The sequence below is a fragment of the Okeania sp. SIO2F4 genome, assembly GCF_010672385.1.
Taxonomy (GTDB): Bacteria; Cyanobacteriota; Cyanobacteriia; order Cyanobacteriales; family Microcoleaceae; genus Trichodesmium.
Window position 1 is genome coordinate 1 of sequence record NZ_JAAHGT010000064.1, and the last position, 19619, is coordinate 19619.

Consider the following 19619-nt stretch of genomic DNA (forward strand, 5'->3'; position numbering starts at 1 on the left):
CGTAGGTTTCGGTGTGCCCCACCGTACATAGTGCTTTTTGCAGGATGTTTCTTGCAGCATTAACATCTCTATCTGCTTCATAGCCACAGTGAGGACAAACATGGGTTCTCACAGATAGAGACTTTTTGACAACTGCCCCACAGTTAGAGCAATTTTGGCTTGTATAGTTAGGTGGTACTGCTACTGTTACTTTTCCATACTTTGCACCAAAATATTCCAACCAACCACGAAAAGTTGACCATGCAACATCACTAATTGATTTAGCTAGCCTTCGATTTCTTACCATGCCTTTCACATTCAAGTCTTCGTATGCCACCAAATCTTTAGAATGGATTACGCAATATGCAACTCTCTTTACATATTCTTTACGCTGCCTACTTACTCTCAAATGCTTCCGTGCATATCTATTTCTAGCTTTATAGTAGTTGTTTGACTGCGGTTTAGCTCCTTTTCTGTACTTCTTAGACTTCTGGTGATTTGCTCTATTCAACTGCTTTTCCGACTTTCTGTAAAATTGAGGATTTTCTATAGTGTCACCATTACTATCAGCTAAAAAATATTTAATTCCTACATCTAAACCTACTGCTTTTCCTGTTGGTTGAGTTTCAATTTTTAAATCTGTTTGAATAGCAAATTGGGCATAATAACCATCAGCACGTTTAACTAACCTTACTCGTTTTATTTGGTTCAGTTGATAGTAGTTTAAATCATAAGTACCTTTTAATTTCAAAGTGCCTATATTTTTCTTGTCTGAAAAAATAATTGCTTTTCTGTTTGATGACAATTTCCAACCAGAAGTTTTATACTCTACAGAACGGCAATGCTTTTTAAACTTAGGATAACCCTTCTTTCCCTTAACCTGTTTTTTGCAGTTATCATAAAATCTAGATATTGCAGACCAAGCTCTTTCCGCAGCCGATTGTCGAGCCATTGAATTGAGTTCGTTAGCAAATTTAAACTCCTTAGCTAACACTTTGCAATATTTATTAAGGTCATATTTACTCACGCCTCTATTGTCCATCCAATATCTTAAACATTTATTTTGGACGAATTGAGATGTTTTAATGGCCTCATCTATTGATTGATATTGCTCAGGTTTAGCTTTAATTTTAAACTCGTAAATTATCACTTTGGCTCGACCCACCTTTTGATCTTGATGCTATATTTTATAGCATAACCAGGTGAGAAAATGTCAAGGGAAAATTAGATTTTTCTACAGGCGACTTCAGTCGCCCGGAGAGCTTTTCATCCATGCGCTGAAGCGACATGGTTTTCAAGCTCTCAAATTCGCCCGATAAATTATTTGATTTGGCCTTACTTCTTGATTAACCTAATATTTTCTGGCTTTTATTTCTGTACAGACTTAGTCCCCATTTAATTGATATAAATCCTAATCTCTAGCTAAAAGCCTTACATATTGTTGCCCTAATTTATTGCCATAATCATGGCAAATTCTTACATATCGTCTGTGCTTGGTTCCCAAGTCCCTACGATTATATTTTAAAAAAGCAAAAAATCAGAAATGCTATGAATAATGATTCTAACTCCTCTCCGGCTAATAATCCTAATTCCAGCCCTATATTAGAAAGTCCAAATGGTACCCAGGAAGCAATTACTCCTGTAAAAACAGCAATAGAGCAGGTAAATTTCATTGACAATGAAATAGAACAAATGCTTCCCGCATCTGCCACACAAAATAGTTTAGTGGACAATCAAAAGGATAGAGGGCCAAAAAATAGATTTGCATCCATTGTCACCCTGACGGCGATCGCTCTAATGATTCTGGGGTTAGCTATGGATAATGTACTGCTTGGTTATACCAGTGCCGTTGTAGCGATGGTAGCTTCAGTCCGAATGATTTGGCCTAGTTGGGGTAAAGTCTGGAAAACTCTGATTCCTCCAGTTTGGCGTAACCTAATCATTGCTTGCTTTGGTATCCTGGCAGCTATTGTCGGTTTGCTGATGTTAAGTGGGGCAAACCAAGAACCTGGTAGTCGGAATATCCAGATTAACTGGGATGCCATTGGAGCGGTGGGGGAACTTATTGGTGCGTTGGGTCAAATTTTAATTGCAATTATTGCTGTATATGTAGCTTGGCGACAATACGTTATTTCTAAAGATTTGACAATTCAACAAAACCGCATTACTCAACAACAAACCATTGATGCTTACTTTCAAGGGGTTTCCGATCTAGCAATGGATGAAAAAGGTTTTTTGGAAGATTGGCCACAAGAACGAGCGATCGCTGAAGGTCGTACAGCAGCTATTATTAAAAGTGTAGATGGAGAAGGAAAAGCGAAAATTCTCAGATTTTTATCTCAGTCTAGACTTGTAACACCAATTAAGCGCGATCGGTTATTAGGTCGCCCCATATTTGATGGTAATGGTGGTTATGCTGAAGATAGGGAACATGGTACTCGTGTTATCGATTTAGGAGTAATGTTAGCAGGTGCTGACCTAAGCAAAACAGACTTGCGGTGGACAGAATTAAGTGATGCTAATTTGGTGAGAGCTAATCTTGGCGGTTGTGATTTGGTAAAAGCGAATTTCTCTCGTACCATTTTGTATGAAGCAAGTTTAGTAGGTGCAGACTTGAGGGGAGTAAGATTTTTCTATGGCACTGCTGAAAATGCTACTCCCCGAAGTCGTACTCATGTACCTAACTACCAGACTGGTGGTTGCACTGGTGCAGTGGTAGAAAATGTTGACTTTACTGGAGTCAAGCGGTTGTCTGATGAACAACATTATTATTGTTGTGCTTGGTCTGGGGAGAAAAGTAGAAAAACTATACCGGGTGGTTGTGAAGGTATTCCAAATAAATTAGGACGTTAATGGATAATGGATAATGGATAATTGATAATTGATAACTTTTTATTGGTTGTTTGATTTTGTCAATTTGATAATAGTTGTCAAGAGTTTTAAGAGTTCTATACAGTCTTGATTAATTGAGTTAAATCCTCTGACATCAATATATATTTGCTTGATATAATAGCTTTAACCAATACAGAGTTTCATTAGCTTCTTTCAGAGCAATAGCTATTTTATGTACAAAGTCGTGCCGACTTTCAGAGTGTTCACCTTCGCGCACCAAAGCTCCAATTCCCGTACCAGCAATAACTGCTTTGATAAAACATACTCGTGTTTATCTTGGTTAAGATACTGTAAGAATTTAACAATTCGTAGGGCAAATACAAATGTTTTTTCTTTAACTACATTATTTTTCATAATTATCAATATTATCAATTAACTTCAGCTCCCATTTCCCAAGCTGCTTGAAAGAAATCTCTTTCGCAGAGCATGGCATAACAATAAATTGATTCTGCTTCTTGAATATTGTCTGCGTAAGTGTCTATCACTTTCTCTAGCTTTTGCGCTAAGTGTTCAAATTCCTGAGTGCTGTAAGTAAAAATCCAATCAGAATATTGATGCTCTGGAATTTTCGGTGTAGCTAACTGCTGCCCCAAGAAAGCATACAGTCGCATACAAGGAGTCATTGCCGTAGCGATCGCCCCAATATTATTACTCCAAGCAGTCGCTAATAAAAAATCTGTGTAACGCCGTGTGGAAAATCCTGGGGTAATATTTTCTAAATTTACTCCCCATTTAGCAGCATAGGTTTGATGCAATTCTAATTCCTCTTTCACCCCACCTGCAAGAGTATGAAACAATTCAAATGTTTTCCAATCAGGAGATTTAGCAGCAGCAATACTGTAAGCACGGGCAAACGCTCTCAGGAAAAAAGCATCTTGTCCTACATAATAGGCAAAACTTTTCTGAGACAGTGTACCGTCAGCAATTCCTTGCACAAAAGCGTGAGATAAACAAGTTGTTGCTAACTGTTGATTAGTTTTCCAGAGATTGTTTGATATCATAATATTTTTTAGTAGAATATATGAGAATATTTACAACGGGAGCAAGATGCTCCCACTAACAATAACATTTAATTTTAATATTAAATCCAATAAAGTACAGAAACCGGGTTTGTATTAAACGCCCTACCATACTGATATCTGTCTCCCACAAATCCGGTTTCTTATAACACTTCTATTGCAAGGGAATTTAGTATAACAGAACAATTTACCTATTTTTTTTAATCCCTATATTATCATAATTTTTTGCCAAAAAATGGTGGGAAAAATGTAGGTTGGGTTGAGGAACGAAACCCAACATATCGAGGTCTTTTTCTTTTATAGATATCTGTTGGGTTGCGAGATACGCTTAACCCAACCTACAATATTATAATTAATCATCCCCAAATGAAATATTCTTTAGTAGTTCCTATTTATAATGAGGAGAAAAATCTCCCAGAATTATATCGGCGCATCAGTACAATAATGAATAGAATGGATGGAGATGTAGAATTAATTTTGATTAATGATGGCAGTCGCGATCGCTCTCTCCAAATTCTCCGAGAATTTCATCAACAAGACTCTCGAATTTGTTATTTAAGTTTTGCTCGTAATTTCGGACATCAAATTGCTGTTACTGCTGGTTTAAATTTTGCTAGAGGAGCAGTCATTGTAGTCTTAGATGGAGATTTACAAGACCCACCAGAGTTAATTCCCGACTTAATAGAAAAGTGGCGACAAGGTTATCAAGTTGTCTATGCTCAACGCACAAAAAGACATCAAGAAAGTTGGTTAAAAAAGTTTCCTGCTTTTGTTTATTATCGAATTTTAAAACATTTAGCAGATGTAGAAATTCCTATTGATACAGGTGATTTTTGTTTGATGGATAGATGTGTAGTAGATCTGTTAAATAAAATGCCAGAAACTAATCGTTATATTCGGGGTTTAAGAGCATGGATCGGTTTTCGACAAACAGCAATAAAATTTGAGAGGGAACCTCGTTTTGCTGGAGATATTCAATATACTTTTGCCAAATCTTTAGCCTTAGGAATTAATGGTTTAGTGTCTTTTTCTAAAGTACCTTTACGACTGTCTACTTATGTAGGACTATTTGCTGCTTGCGTGGCGTTATTGATGGCTTGTTTAGTATTATATTGGCGGATTTTTTATCCAGATTCACCATTAACAGGTTTGGCAACTATTATGATGGCAATCTTCTTTTTAGGAGCAGTACAATTGGTCAGTATTGGAATATTAGGAGAATATATCGGACGGATTTATGAAGAAGTAAAAGGTAGACCGCTTTATACTTTATCTGAAGTTGCAGGATTTGGGGATAGAAATTAAAATACAGCAGTTTCCGAAGCTATGAGGTACAGTCCAATCTTCTGAGTTTCTGACTTCTGAGTTTTGTCTTAAAACCAAGGTGTACCTCATTACACCGGGAAGTGTTCTATATAGTAAGTATTTAACTTGACATACTCCCGACGCTGCTCTAGGAGAAAGGGCGGGATTCTTCAGCCAGATAAACCCTGACCGCTGTTTTGACAGAGGTGATGTCCTCCCCCTGTGTTTATAACAATTATATATAGAATATAATAGTGACTGTATTTGTAATTGTCAATAGCGATAGTAGATCAAGAGAAAATCCCCGGCGAACAACACATATAACGCCCGGCTTTCCCATACGACGCTCCCCTTCGAGAGAGCGCGGGACTTCCGGCCGGGGGAGTTAACTAGAGCGATCGCTTCCCTTACAGAGCTTTTCAGATTGATGAACCACATCGTCACAACCAAAACCCAGTAGGGGCGAATGGCCATTCGCCCCTACTGTGGTCTACTGAAATGAAAACCGCTGTATGAAATTTCGGTAATTATACGAAAATTAATCGCAAATTATGGCATTGATAAAGCTGATTAAGATGTCTTAATTTTTCTCGGAACCAATTTTTTTTGAAGACATAATCGACCTTGGGGCTGATAAATTTAATGGTAGTTTTTATTGGGTTTTAGTTGGCATTCATGGGAAGTATTGGTTTATTTATAAGTATAATTTTGACATAATTTATGTAAATGGAAAGGACTGTATGGAATGTTTATTATAGATCCACCAAGAAAGCGACCATACATAACTTTTAGTTTTAACTTTTGACTTGCGGGCAGCCGCATATTTACCTAAAAATTAAGGTTTAAAGCCTCTCATGAGCAAGGAGAAAAAAACAAAAAAATTCCTTTTAACCAATCCTCAATGTTTTAATAAGAGGTAATTATTAATTATTAATTATTAATTATTAATTATTGAACCATCCTACCTACTTGCTCCCCATCGCCATCATCCGATCGTAAACATGACGAGACAATTTAGGAAATATTTCTTCATCTTTTGCATAAGCAGCATCTTCTGCAAAAATTGCCAAAATATAAATAGCTTTATCATCCAAAGTTCTGACAAACGCCACATCCATACGATGTTTAGTAGTGAAACCAACTTTAGAACCGAAATAAATATTATCAGGTAGAGATTCACCAAGAAAACCTTTAACTCCATTGTAGGGATCGTTCTGCCATACTTCCGGTTTTAAATCTCTAGTTAACAAATAAGCCATTCTCGTACTATACTTGGGTGAAATTGCTTGCCTGGTATATATTTCATACATTAATCTGGTAACATGGTCAGTTGAAATCAAATTTCGCAGAAACTTACCATCTTCCTTCCGTAGTTGGCGATCGCGACCTACCGGACCTGTTTGACTAGGAGAATATCTAGGATAATTTTTTGTACTAACTATTAAACGTTGATAACCTGCTTTTTGAAAAAATTCGTTGACTGACTTTCTTTTTTCTAACCAACTATTTAATTTTTCTCCTTCCAATTTAACCCCTGATTTAGTATCAGTAATTGCATCCAAAATTTTACTAGCAGAATCATTATGAGATTTCTGCATCATTAATCTTAAGTCTTGATGAAACTTAGATTCATCATCAATTAAACCTTCTTCAACTGCCCCATAAAATGCAGCCATCCAAAATAATTTAGATACACTAGCAGGATATCTCAAAACTTGACTTTGATATCCAGCAAATGTGTGAATATCTTGGTTACTAACATCTATTAAACTAATAGATAAAGGTCTTGTAGGTAGCCCTTTTTCTTCAGCAATATTAACCAATTCATCAACTATTTCTTGTAATTGTGGACTATAACGTTGGTATGGTTGTCTACGAATATTGTAGGCAAATCCTAAATCTTCTGGAGTTGGTTCAGGAGCCGGGGGGACATAGGGTGGTACGAGGGTTGGAGATAAAGAAGATTCAGGAATAGGTAAAGGTATTTCTGAAGCTGGGCGACCCCTAAAGGGTAGCCTAATAACCCAACTTACAGTCATTAATACAGCAACTACAATTAGTATATTTTTATATTTTAATTGTGATAATATTATTTTGATATTTTTGGTTTTAACTTGCCGACGGACTTTAACTGGCCGTTGCTTGACTACCCGATATGATGGACGAACTCGACGACTAAATGTCTGGGGTGGTAGCTTTTCTGCGTGCATTTGAGTAGTATCTCAGAAATATAAGTGATAATAATTTTATTGCTTTTCAGGACTCTACTATAAATAGTATTGAATTTTCAACTATAGTCAGCAAATTGATTTAAAGGCCAGTATCTATAAGGATATTGACATACTCTCCCAGTATAATCTTTGATTTACTGAAAGCCTTCTGAAAATTGAACAGAAAAAGTAATTATAGGAAACTTGCCGATTGTTATATTCAGTGTAGAGTAGCAATTAGCGATCGATAAAAACCAAAATATCAAAAAAAGGATGAGAATCAATGTAGAGATATAAGTTAAAATTAACTGTGCTATTAGTTTCATGGAATTTATCTGAAACATTTGTAAATTCAAGTTTTAGATTATTGTTTTGCTTGTGCCAAATAAATTTCTCGGAGGCAATCGCTTCAACATTTTGTTAATCAAGACCTTATTCTAACAGGCATATCTTCTATAAAATCAACATCCAGGGAACAGAAATAAAGGGATTATTTGGATTTAACTAATGTGGAGAGATCGGGTAGTTTGCCAAAAATATTCAGTTTGTTTATTCATTTGAAGATTTTAGTGCCAATTCTCAAACTACTTTATCAATCAGAGAAGTTTTAAGGACATCATTAGTCCCCAAAAAATGTTAAGTCAAAATTTGTCTAGATTAAGAGTTCTGCTAGCTTCAATATTGAAGCTATAATCCCTGGTTAAAACTCTTAAGATACTAAGTAAAGCTGATATAAATTTTTCATCGAATTAAAAAAAATTATAAGTTATTGCTCTCAATTAGATCGTATAGTTACATTATCGTGTATAGTAATTATTTTTGACACTTACATAGCCCAAATAATTTATGATTTTGTCAATGATTAGAGAGCAATAAGTAACATTAAACATTGGGACTATGAAAAAAATAAGGTTAAGAAGAAGTTATGGCTAATTTTATTAAAGTAAAATCATCAAATATGGTCATGCCCACAGAATAAGTGGGCAACTTCCCTGTTTTAAAGACAATATATATTTAGGAAACCTGATATATATATATATATATATATTATGCAAGTTAATAGATAAATTGTCCTGTGAAATCTATGAGTATACAGCAATTAATACAAGATAATATATACATTAAGTAGTCCATAAAAATGAGAAGCTAAAAGTTATTTATGTGTCATTAAAATTTTGCTATTTTTTGAAAAAAGATGTTATAATAGTACTAACCCGTATATAAGGAGAAAAAAATATGGCCTCAGAAAAAAAAGTAAAAGCAGTAACCGTTTTGCGTAGCGATGCAGACTTTGGTGGTACTCCAGATACTATCAGTGGTGGAAAGACCAAGAAGAAAAAGAAAAAACAGTCTATAGGAATGATAGAGAAACCATTATTTGATGTGGTCAAGCAATTTGATAAGGCAACTACTGCATACCGAGAATCTCACGAAAAGTCTAATGCCAAAAAAAAGGATGGTTGGATTCTAGATTTACCTAAAAATAGTTCAAAGGCTCTAGGTAAATTTAAAATCCCTTTTAATCCCTTTGGTTAATCCCTTTTAAAATTCCAGGTTTCTCATAAAGTTAGCAGAAGACCCATGCTCTAATAAAAGGGAGCATTGCTTGATGCTAATATCAATGTTATAGTTCTCACAGCATCTGATAGCAAAAATGATCCCACTAGGCAAGCAGTGTCAGTGAAGCATCAACCTAAAGTATTGAGGCTTAGGAATCCAGGGGTGTCCCAATCCCTAATATATTAAGGATTTCAAGTAGTCTAAAAGCTTGTTGATAAGCGGAAAAAATTGGTGATTTATATTATCTTGTGTGTTAGTTAATTGTTTTACCCCTGGATAATATCAATCCCAAAATAACAACCGTTAAAAAAATCAATTCCCTAGGTAACAGCCACATTGTTAGTGAATTTATTTCTGATATTGTGGCTAGTTACCAAAGTATTCCCAAACAAAATACTAAAATCGAAATAAAGAAGTGAGCATTATAAAGTAAAGTAGAGTCTCTAAAGAAAGAGATAATAATGCTAGTTTTAGAAGAGTAGATTTTGGATATATGATGGTATTTAACTGAAAATTTTGATGAGGAGAAATAAAAAATGGTAACGTCACAGCAGCAAGCAAACACTATTATCCTGGACTTTGGTTCAGCAGATAGCGATGATATTAAAGACTTACGTTATGGTGAAGGTAAAATATTCAAAAAAATAGCTAAATCTATTGCACAACTACAAGAAGCAGGTGAAATTGGAGAGAACGTACAACCTGTGATTGCTATTATTCGGAAAAAGAAATCAGGAGGGGGACTCCTAGGTTAAAAAGAATTTTTCGGGTAGTAATTAACTTGGTGTAATTATAAGTAAATAGAATTACTCCTAACCTAACTAAACTTTTAAAGTACGGAAATTGCATCAAAGCAATTTCCGTTTAATCAAAAAATGATCCCATTTATTTAAGGGTAATTAACAGCTTGACATAATCTATGATTATCTAGTATTATCTACGATTGTTATCAGAGCGCGTAATCAAATTGCGAATACTGCAATTTTAGCTGCGATCGAGACTTAAATGCAGTGTTAAATTTATCTATGGCGGTCAGTGAGACCTACGCTCAGCCTTGGGCGAAAGACCGTGACAGCCAGAGGATATGGATAACGCCGACGTTGCCAGAAGGAAGCAAGAATAGAACAGATAATCATAAATTTTTATAGATTATCGTAGGTTTCTAAGAACGTTATCTAAAGAACTAAAACACACAAATAAATCAAGCACCTCAGCCAAACAAGGAATTGAAATAGATCAAGTGAAGATACTATTAGTTTGTACCGAAAAATTACCAGTACCTTGTATACGAGGTGGAGCTATTCAAACATATATAGATGGTATTCTACCTTACCTAAAACGAGAGCATGAAATTACGGTATTCTCAGTGGCAGACCCAGATCTACCAGACCGTGAAATTAGAGACAATATTCGCTACGAGCGTGCCGTTAGAACAACCTCAGAGGAATACTATCAAGCTGTAGCCAATTTTGTAGCAGGGCAACAATTTGATTGGATAGTAATTTACAATCGCCCCAAATATTTACCCATGGTTGCCAAGTCAGCCCCAGAGAGTCGCTTTCTACTTAGTATGCACAACGAAATGTTCCATGCGAAAAAGATTGAACCAGAAGAAGCAACTATATGCTTGGAACGAGTAGAAAAAGTAGTCACAGTAAGTAAATTTATTGCTGATGGCATAGCCAAGTTATTTCCAGAATATAAACACAAGCTACAACCTGTATATGCTGGAGTAGACCTCAAACGTTTTCAACCCAAGTGGACAGAAGGGGTAAAAGAAAAAAGAAAAGCTATTCTAGCAGCTCACAATCTAGAAGACAAAAAAGTAGTCCTGTGTGTGGGTAGATTAACAGATAAAAAAGGACCTCATCTGTTAGTATCAGCGATCGCAAAAGTTCTGGAAAAACACCCATCTGCTGTATTATTGCTAGTAGGTAGTAAATGGTATGGCAATAACAAAGAAAACGATTATGTCCGTGACATTAAAGCAGAAGCAGAGAAATTGGGACCAGCAGTTCAGATGACAGGTTTTATTCCACCATCTGAAGTAGCAGATTATTTCCTGTTAGGTGATATATTTGTATGTGCATCTCAATGGGAAGAGCCTCTAGCTAGGGTACATTACGAGGCAATGGCAACTGGACTATGCACTATTACTACTGCTAGAGGGGGGAATCCTGAAGTAATTATTCCAGGTAAAAATGGTATTGTAATCAAAGACTATGAAAACGCTGATGCCTTTGCTACTCAGATAGATTACTTATTGTCAAGACCAAAGGAGAGTGAAGAAATGGGAAGAAGAGGACGTGAGCTAGCGGAATTGTATTACAGTTGGTCAAGGGTAGCTTGGGATATTTTGAGCGTTATTAATGATTCAAAATCAGTATCTTTAGATACAATAAGACCAATGGATCAAGATAAAGAAGCAGGATAAACTGAAGCAGATTTTTCCATAGCCAAGTCAGGTTTATAAAAATTAGGGGTCATATAAAATCCGATTCTACAGTTATCGCATTAACAAATTAATACAATCATCATAGTATTAAATAGTTTCCTTGCTGAAATTTTTTATTTTTTCTTAAGGTATAACTTTTAATTTTATTTGTCATTACGATAACTAATTACCCGGATTCTGTATTCAGATCCTAAAACCCAGAACAATGAATATATGTATTGGTTGATTTTATGAAGGAAGAACACAAAAGTGACTTAATAGCTATTATTGGCATTGCTTGTCGATTTCCAGGAGCAGATGACTATAACCAGTTCTGGGAAAATATGGAGGGAGGAGTAAATAGCATCAGTGAAATTCCTCCCCAAAGGTGGGAAATAGAAAAACATTATTCTCCTATTCCTAATCAACCAAATAAGACGATAAGTAAGTGGGGAGGATTAGTAAAAGGGATAGATGAGTTCGACGCAGAGTTTTTTAGTATCTCTCCGAGAGAAGCAGGAAAAGTAGACCCACAACATAGAATTATGTTGGAATTGAGCTGGTCTTGTATAGAAGATGCAGGTTACTCACCATCTGAATTTTCAGGGAAAGATGTAGGTGTCTTTATGGGGGCCTGTAACTATGACTCTATTCTATTAATGAACCGAAATCAAGAAAATGTAGAAGGTCATAGTGGAACAGGGACTTGGACTTGTATGATTCCCAACCGCATATCTTCATTTTTTAACCTGCACGGTCCGAGTATCCCAATTGATACAGCTTGTTCAAGCTCACTTGTAGCTATTCATTATGCCCTTAAATCCCTCAAAGAATCAGAATGCGAAATGGCATTGGTAGGTGGGATAAGTGTGTTATTCACCTCAACAACATACATCCAGATGAGTCAGCTAGGAATGTTGTCGCCAACAGGACAATGTAGAACATTTAGTAGTGATGCCGATGGTTATGTGAGGGGAGAAGGAGCAGGAGTAGTTTTATTAAAGCCTCTAACAAAAGCAATAGAAGATGGCGATCGAATTTATGGTGTAATTCAAGGAAGTGCAATTAATCACGGAGGTAAAGCGAGAACGATAACATCTCCCAATGTCTACTCCCAAGCTCAAGTAATTCGTGCAGCCTATACTAACGCCAAGATTTCTCCAGATACAGTATCTTATATAGAATCTCATGGAACAGGCACACCATTGGGAGACCCGATAGAAATTAATGCTTTGAAAAGAGCCTACAGACAGCTTTATAACCAGTATGGATTAGAAAAAACTGAGCAATCCTACTGTGGTATAGGAGCAGTAAAAAGTAATATAGGGCATTTAGAAGGAGCAGCAGGAATTGCTGGATTAATCAAAGTATTATTAGCAATGAAGTACAAAAAGCTGCCCCAAATTGTTAACTTCAAGGAATTAAATCCACGCATTAGTATCAAAGATACTCCTTTCTATCTCATAGAGGAAACTCAAGAGTGGGAAAGATTAAAAAATGAATCAGGAGAAGAGATTCCAAGACGTGCTGGTTTAAGTTCTTTTGGTATCGGGGGTGTTAATGCTCATATTGTATTGGAAGAACCACCAGAAGAAGTCAAAATTAAAAATTTAAAAGTCAAAAATGAAGATGCTCTAGAGCGTCCGCAACAGATTTTAACTCTATCAGCGCAGACAGAGAAAGCACTGAGGGAACTAGCAGCAAAATATAAAACTTACTTACAATCACAAACTGAAGCATCACTACAAAATATCTGCTTCAGTGCTAATATAGGGCGGACAGATTTTGCACAAAGACTGGCAATAGTAGCAGAGTCAAACAGCGATATACAGAAAAAATTAGCAGATTTTCTCCAGGATAATAAGACCAACGGAGTATTTGCAGGACAGTCAGATAGTCAGACAGTAGCTTTTCTATTTACTGGTCAAGGTTCCCAATATTTGGAAATGGGAAGGCAGTTATACGATACTCAACCCACTTTTAGGAAAACTATAGACCAGTGCAATGAAATTCTGGAAAAATATCTAGAAGTTTCTTTAATAGATGTACTTTATCCTTCTCTAGCAACAAAAAAAGAGGAGGTCTCATCTTTAATAGACCAAACAGCTTATACTCAACCAGCTATATTTGCCTTAGAATACGCCCTAGCTAAATTATGGGAATCCTGGGGAGTCAAACCAGAGATAGTAATGGGTCATAGTGTAGGTGAATATGTAGCAGCAACAGTAGCAGGAATTTTTAGTTTAGAAGATGGTCTCAAACTCATCGCAGCAAGGGGACGGTTAATGCAACAGTTACCCCCTGGTGGAGAAATGGTAGCTGTGATGGCATCAGAGTCAAAAATAGAATCTATTATTGCCCCATACACAGATAAAGTAGCCATAGCAGCAAGAAATGGACCTCAGAGTACAGTAATATCAGGAGCTTCAGAAGCAGTAAGGGAAATTGTTAGCAATTTAGAATCAGAAGGAATTAAGACGAAACAACTGCAGGTATCCCACGCCTTCCACTCACCATTGATGGAACCAATGTTGGCAGAATGGGAAGCGGTGGCCAAGGAACTGAGTTATAATCAGCCAAAGATACAAGTAGTATCGAACGTAACAGGGACAGTAGCAGACGAAAGCATAACAACAGCCAAATATTGGGTAAGTCATGTACGTCAACCAGTAAGATTTGCTCAAGGGATGGAAGCGCTACATCAAAAAGGTTATGAGACATTTCTGGAAATAGGACCGAAACCAATATTATTAGGTATGGGTCGTCGGTGTTTACCTGATAATGTAGGAAAATGGTTACCATCATTACGTCCGGGTATAGATGAATGGCAGCAGATGTTGTCAAGTTTAGCAGAGTTGTATGTACAAGGAGCAAAAGTAGATTGGTTAGGATTTGACAAACATTATAGTCGTCAGAAAGTAACACTACCTACTTATCCATTCCAAAGGCAAAAGTATTGGGTAGAAAGCAGCGAAAAAGATGTATTAGAAATTTATCAAAAAGCAAAAGATATCCATCCATTATTAGGTCATAGAGTTAATAATGCCGGGAAACAACAGATATTTGAATCATTTTTAAAGGCAGAAAATCCAGCCTATTTAAGTGACCATAAAGTATTTGAATTTGTCTTATTTCCCGCAACAGGACATCTAGAAATAGCGACAGCAGCAGCTAAAAAAATGTTTGCTAATAGGCAAGTAACAGTAGCAGATGTAGCTATAACAAAGGGTTTGATTCTCCCAGAAACAGAAAATAAAATTGTACAAACAATACTTACCCCGACAGAAAACAACAGTTATAAATTCGAGATATTTAGTACACAAAAAGTAGAAAATCAAGAATTACCAGAATGGATATTACACACAGAAGGAAAAATTTATCCAAGTTCCACAACACAAGAAGCAATAGACTTAGAAAAATATCAAAAACAGTGTAATCAAGAGATAGAAATTAAACAACATTATCAAAAATATCAGGAAGTAGGACTTAACTACGGAAGCAGTTTTCAAGGAGTAGAAAAATTGTGGAAAGGTGAAGGAAAAGTCTTAGCACAACTTTCCCTCCCCGAAGAGTTACCAATAACAGAATACTATCTACATCCAGCACTATTAGATGCAGCAGTCCAAATTATCTGCCATGCGATCGCCACTACAGAAACAGACCAAACATATCTACCAGTTAGTATTGAAAAATATCAACGGTACGCTAAAATACCTACTAAAGTATTTGCTGTAGGTGAAGTAGCTGAAGGTAGCTTAAAAGCGGAAATCAAATTGGTAGACACTCAGGGACAAATATTAGCCGAAATCATAGGACTAAGGGTGATGGAAACAACAGTATCAGCACTGTTGAAAGGTCTGCAACCAGATATTAGTCATTGGTATTATCAAATTAACTGGCAAGCTCAACCACTGAAAAATTCTACCAAAAAACAAACTGAAAAATGGTTAGTATTAGCTAAAGATACTCAAACAAAAATAGTAGAATCCCTAGAAGAAAAAGGTCAAGAGTGCATTGTTATTTCACCAGGTAAAACATATAAAAAATTAGCACCACAACATTATGAAATCAATTCTAATAACAGTGAAGAATTCACTCAAATTCTAGAAGAAAATCCAGAGACTACAGGAATTATCAATTTGTGGGGATTAGAATCTCAACAAAATAAAGAACAGATAGAATTACAAACAATACAAGAACAAATTTGTGGAAGTGTACTATATACTATACAAGCCATAATTAAAACTAAACCCAAAAAAAATCCGAGACTATATTTAGTAACTCAAGGTACTCAAAGCGTTATTTCTGAAGCAGAAGTGATTAACCCAGAATATGGAAGCATTTGGGGATTAGGACAAGTAATTAGTTTAGAACACCCAGAATTAAAATGTAAACGCATAGACTGTGATCCAACAGCAGGAAATACAGAAGTTATAGCCTCAGTAGTAGAAGAAATATTATCAGAAGACCAAGAAGACCAAATAGCTATTCGTCAAGGCGATCGTTATGTAGCCAGACTAGAACAACAAAAACAGAAAAACCAAAGCTTACCAGAAAATCAACCATTACAATTGAAACTGACAGAATACGGAGTCATAGACAACCTCAATTGGCAACTAATGGAGCGTCCAACACCAAAATCTGACGAAGTAGAAATTCAAGTCAAAGCAGTAGGATTAAACTTCCGAGATGTACTCAATGCCATGGGAATGCTTAAAGACTACTACGCGGAAAATTTAGGTGTTACCAGTGTAGAAAAACTGACCTTTGGTTTTGAATGTGCCGGAATAATTTCTGCCGTAGGAGAGTCAGTATCAGAATGGCAAATAGGAGACGAAGTAATAGCAACAATACTCCATGATGGGTTCAGTAGTTTTATTACAGTCAAAGCTGAATATGTAATAGCCAAACCCCAAAAAATGAGTTTCACTGAAGCAGCAACATTACCACTGACATTCCTCACAGCACATTATGGGTTGGCCGAACTAGCAAAAATCCAACCAGGAGATAAAGTATTAATCCATGCAGCATCAGGTGGTGTGGGACAGGCAGCAATACAAATAGCCAAACAAGCAGGAGCAGAAATATTTGCTACAGCAAGTCAAGGGAAATGGCAATTTCTCCGAGAAATGGGTATTGAAAATATATTTAATTCTAGAACTCTTGATTTTGCACAACAAATTATGGCAGAAACTAAAGGGTCTGGGGTAGATATAGTTCTCAATAGTTTGAACGGAGAATACATTGAGAAAAGTTTAGGACTATTAGCAACTGGAGGCAGATTTATAGAAATAGGCAAAATAGGGATTTGGTCTGAGGAGGAATTCAAGGAGAAACGACCAGATGTTAGCTATTTTCCTTTTGACTTAGGAGAAGTAGCTGAGAAACAAGCAGGTATTATCCGGCGAATGTCAGAGAAATTAACAGAGCAATGGAATAATGAAAAATTGCAAGCTTTACCTTACAAGGCTTTTGAAAGTACAGAAATAACAGCAGCCTTCAAGTATATGCAGCAAGCTAAACATATAGGTAAAGTAGTTGTTTCCATGCCAGAAGTTGAAAGTAGTCAAAACTCAATTCAACCAGAAGCAAGTTATTTAATTACAGGTGGTTTAGGATCTTTAGGATTAGAAGTAGCTCAATGGATGGCTAAACAGGGAGCTAAATGTATATTGCTAACTGGGCGTCGAGAGCCTAGAGAAAAAGCACAAGCAGTTATAGAAGAATTAGAAAAAACAGGTACAAAAGTTGGTGTCTTACTAGGGGATATTTCCGTAGGAGCAGACGTAGAGGCAATTTTCCAGGAAACTAAGAAATTCCCTCCACTCAAAGGTGTGATTCATGCCGCAGGTGTATTGGACGATGGGTTATTGCGAAATATGACTTGGCAACAATTTACGAAAGTAATGTCTCCCAAAGTAACAGGAACCTGGCATTTGCATCAGATGACTAAGGATTTATCACTAGATTTCTTTGTATGTTTTTCTTCTATGGCTGCAATGATAGGAAATGCTGGTCAAGGAAACTATGCAGCAGCCAATGCTTTTATGGACTCAATAGCTCACTATCGCCGTGGCTTAGGAATGCCTGGATTAAGTATTAATTGGAGTACATGGGCGGGAGGCGGTATGGCCGCTAATTTAGATAATCAGCAGCAACAACAATTGGACAAAAGTGGTCTTACTGCGATTAAACCTGAGCAAGGACTACAAGCATTAGAGTTATTTTTATCAGACTCATTAAGTCAAGTGGGCGTTTTCCCTGTTAATTGGTCAGAATTTTTCAGGCAAACTCCTAAGGCAGAGAAAATGCCATTGTTATCAGCTTTTGTTTCATCTCAACCATCTTCAATTGAACAGAAATCTACCTTTATACAAGAATTAGAGGCTAAAGCTATTCCAGAACGTATGGAATTATTGACAAATAAAATTCGCTCAATGCTAGCTCAAACTTTAGGTATACAAGATGGGCAAAAAATAGGAATGCGTGAACCTTTCTTCGATATAGGATTAGATTCTCTAATGGCAGTAGAATTGAAAAATCGTATGGAGTCAAGCTTAAATGTTAGCTTAAGCTCAACAGTTTTATTTGATTATCCTGTACTGGAAAAACTCGTTAACCATTTAGCTGACGATGTAATTCCGATAGAATTTTCAATAGATAATGGTGAGACTGAAAATAATGTAGAGTTAGAACCAAATGTAGAGTTAGAACCAAACGGCTCATCAATAGAACCAAATGGTTCATCAGTAGACAACTTCTCTCGTTATCAAGAAATGTCAGAAGATGATGTTGTTGAGTTGCTTGCTAAAAAACTAGAATCTTAAGGAGGTTAAAGAATCTTAAGGAAGTTAAAATAGCTGATGAGTTAAAGTGAAGGTAGCTAGGGATTAAACAATAAAGCATTAGATAGAAATCATTAGAGTATTAATATTATTAAAAACTATTGAGAATAATAGGAGGTTAAAATAGCCGATGAATCAAAGTAAAGCCAGCCAAGGAATAGACTACAAAGCATTAATGGGAAATGCTCTTCTCAAGATAGAAACTTTAGAATCTCAATTAAAAACTTTTGAAAATAAAAAGAAAGAACCTATAGCAATAATAGGTATGAGTTGTCGCTTCCCTGGTGAAGCAAATTCTCCGGAAGCCTTCTGGGAAGTATTAAGTCAAGGAGTAGATACAATTACTCAAATTCCTCAAAGTAGATGGAATGTTAATGACTACTACGATCCAGATCCAGATGTACTAGCAAAAGTTATTACCCAGAATGGCGGTTTTGTATCGCAGGTAGATGGCTTTGATGCCCAATTTTTCGGTATTTCTCCCAGAGAAGCTCAAAGTTTAGATCCACAACAAAGGATGTTACTGGAAGTTAGTTGGGAAGCAATTGAAAGAGCTAATATCCATCCAGATAATTTGTTAGATAGTCAAACAGGTGTATTTATTGGTGTTTGTGCCAACGATTACTTATTTCATCTGGGTAGGTTGGAGAGGCTATCAGCATATTGGGGAACTGGGAATGCTTTAAGTGCTTGTGCAGGACGTTTATCCTACCTACTAGGATTGATAGGACCTTCCTTAACAGTAGATACCGCTTGCTCTTCTTCATTGGTATCTGTACATTTGGCTTGTCAAAGTATACGGGACGGAGAATGCGATATGGCTTTAGCAGGTGGTATAAATTTATTGCTATCTCCTCAAAATAGCATTGTGTTTTCTAAAGCGAAGATGTTATCTCCTGACGGTAGGTGTAAAACTTTTGATGTGACTGCTAATGGTTATGTGCGTGGGGAAGGATGTGGCATAATTGTTTTGAAGCGTCTATCTGAGGCTGTCGCTAATAAAGATAATATTTTAGGAGTGATTCGTGGGAGTGCTATTAACCAAGATGGAGCTAGTGGTGGATTAACGGTCCCTAATGGACCTTCTCAACAAAAAGTAATTCGTCAAGCGTTGGCAAATGGAGGAGTAAAGCCAGGAAGTGTGAGTTATATAGAAGCTCATGGTACAGGAACTTCCTTGGGAGATCCGATAGAAGTGGGAGCGCTCGGAGTTGTATTTGGTAAAAGCCACTCGAAAGAGCAACCGTTGATTATTGGTACTGCTAAGACCAATATTGGTCACTTAGAGGGAGGAGCAGGAATTGCTGGTTTGATGAAGGTAGTGTTGCAAATGCAGAATCAACAAATAGCACAATCCCTCCATTTTAATCAACCA

11 protein-coding genes are annotated in these 19619 nt (G+C 36.5%); 7 read left to right on the forward strand and 4 right to left on the reverse strand.

Going from position 1 to position 19619, the window contains the following annotated elements:
• A partial coding sequence (locus tag F6K22_RS06620) for an RNA-guided endonuclease InsQ/TnpB family protein (protein WP_293094912.1) occupies nucleotides 1-1129 on the reverse strand: 1129 nt, incomplete at its 3' end.
• Nucleotides 1130-1527: 398 nt separating this feature from the next.
• Here F6K22_RS06620 and F6K22_RS06625 point away from each other — a divergent pair.
• The gene (locus F6K22_RS06625) at nucleotides 1528-2832 is read left to right on the forward strand and encodes a pentapeptide repeat-containing protein (RefSeq protein WP_293094888.1); all 1305 of its coding nucleotides are present in this window, start codon (nucleotides 1528-1530) and stop codon (nucleotides 2830-2832) included.
• Nucleotides 2833-2965: 133 nt separating this feature from the next.
• Here the strand turns inward: F6K22_RS06625 and F6K22_RS06630 are convergent, their stop codons facing one another.
• Entirely contained in the window at nucleotides 2966-3088 is a 123-nt protein-coding gene (locus tag F6K22_RS06630) for a four helix bundle protein (protein ID WP_293094913.1), read from the reverse strand.
• 151 nt (nucleotides 3089-3239) lie between these two features.
• Nucleotides 3240-3872 (reverse strand): TenA family protein, encoded by a 633-nt coding sequence (locus F6K22_RS06635; protein ID WP_363272981.1) that lies wholly within the window; start codon nucleotides 3870-3872, stop codon nucleotides 3240-3242.
• Nucleotides 3873-4256: 384 nt separating this feature from the next.
• Here F6K22_RS06635 and F6K22_RS06640 point away from each other — a divergent pair, with 384 nt between their 5' ends.
• Nucleotides 4257-5195 (forward strand): glycosyltransferase family 2 protein, encoded by a 939-nt coding sequence (locus tag F6K22_RS06640; RefSeq protein WP_293094891.1) that lies wholly within the window; start codon nucleotides 4257-4259, stop codon nucleotides 5193-5195.
• A gap of 965 nt (nucleotides 5196-6160) precedes the next feature.
• On the opposite strand, the gene F6K22_RS06645 is transcribed toward F6K22_RS06640, so the two are convergent.
• Entirely contained in the window at nucleotides 6161-7405 is a 1245-nt protein-coding gene (locus tag F6K22_RS06645) for a serine hydrolase (protein ID WP_293094894.1), read from the reverse strand.
• A gap of 1236 nt (nucleotides 7406-8641) precedes the next feature.
• Between F6K22_RS06645 and F6K22_RS06650 the strand changes: the two genes are divergently transcribed.
• From F6K22_RS06650 to F6K22_RS06670, 5 genes are all read left to right on the forward strand, one after another.
• Nucleotides 8642-8941, forward strand: a complete 300-nt coding sequence (locus tag F6K22_RS06650) for a DUF6312 domain-containing protein (RefSeq protein ID WP_293094897.1) — start codon at nucleotides 8642-8644, stop codon at nucleotides 8939-8941.
• 560 nt (nucleotides 8942-9501) lie between these two features.
• Complete coding sequence (locus tag F6K22_RS06655) at nucleotides 9502-9720, forward strand: DUF6200 domain-containing protein (protein ID WP_293094900.1); 219 nt, start codon at nucleotides 9502-9504, stop codon at nucleotides 9718-9720.
• A gap of 485 nt (nucleotides 9721-10205) precedes the next feature.
• Nucleotides 10206-11399, forward strand: coding sequence for a glycosyltransferase family 4 protein (locus F6K22_RS06660; protein WP_293094903.1), 1194 nt, complete (start codon nucleotides 10206-10208; stop codon nucleotides 11397-11399).
• 251 nt (nucleotides 11400-11650) lie between these two features.
• Nucleotides 11651-18226, forward strand: a complete 6576-nt coding sequence (locus tag F6K22_RS06665) for a type I polyketide synthase (protein WP_293094906.1) — start codon at nucleotides 11651-11653, stop codon at nucleotides 18224-18226.
• A gap of 148 nt (nucleotides 18227-18374) precedes the next feature.
• Nucleotides 18375-19619 (forward strand): type I polyketide synthase (locus F6K22_RS06670; RefSeq protein WP_293094909.1); only part of this gene is annotated, 1245 nt, incomplete at its 3' end.

Excerpts from the sequence above, each read along its gene's own strand:
- F6K22_RS06635 (WP_363272981.1), bottom strand. The coding sequence starts at position 3,872 with ATGATATCAAACAATCTCTGGAAAACTAATCAACAGTTAGCAACAACT.
- F6K22_RS06665 (WP_293094906.1), top strand. The coding sequence starts at position 11,651 with ATGAAGGAAGAACACAAAAGTGACTTAATAGCTATTATTGGCATTGCT.
- F6K22_RS06645 (WP_293094894.1), bottom strand. The coding sequence starts at position 7,405 with ATGCACGCAGAAAAGCTACCACCCCAGACATTTAGTCGTCGAGTTCGT.
- F6K22_RS06625 (WP_293094888.1), top strand. The coding sequence starts at position 1,528 with ATGAATAATGATTCTAACTCCTCTCCGGCTAATAATCCTAATTCCAGC.
- F6K22_RS06650 (WP_293094897.1), top strand. The coding sequence starts at position 8,642 with ATGGCCTCAGAAAAAAAAGTAAAAGCAGTAACCGTTTTGCGTAGCGAT.
- F6K22_RS06640 (WP_293094891.1), top strand. The coding sequence starts at position 4,257 with ATGAAATATTCTTTAGTAGTTCCTATTTATAATGAGGAGAAAAATCTC.
- F6K22_RS06655 (WP_293094900.1), top strand. The coding sequence starts at position 9,502 with ATGGTAACGTCACAGCAGCAAGCAAACACTATTATCCTGGACTTTGGT.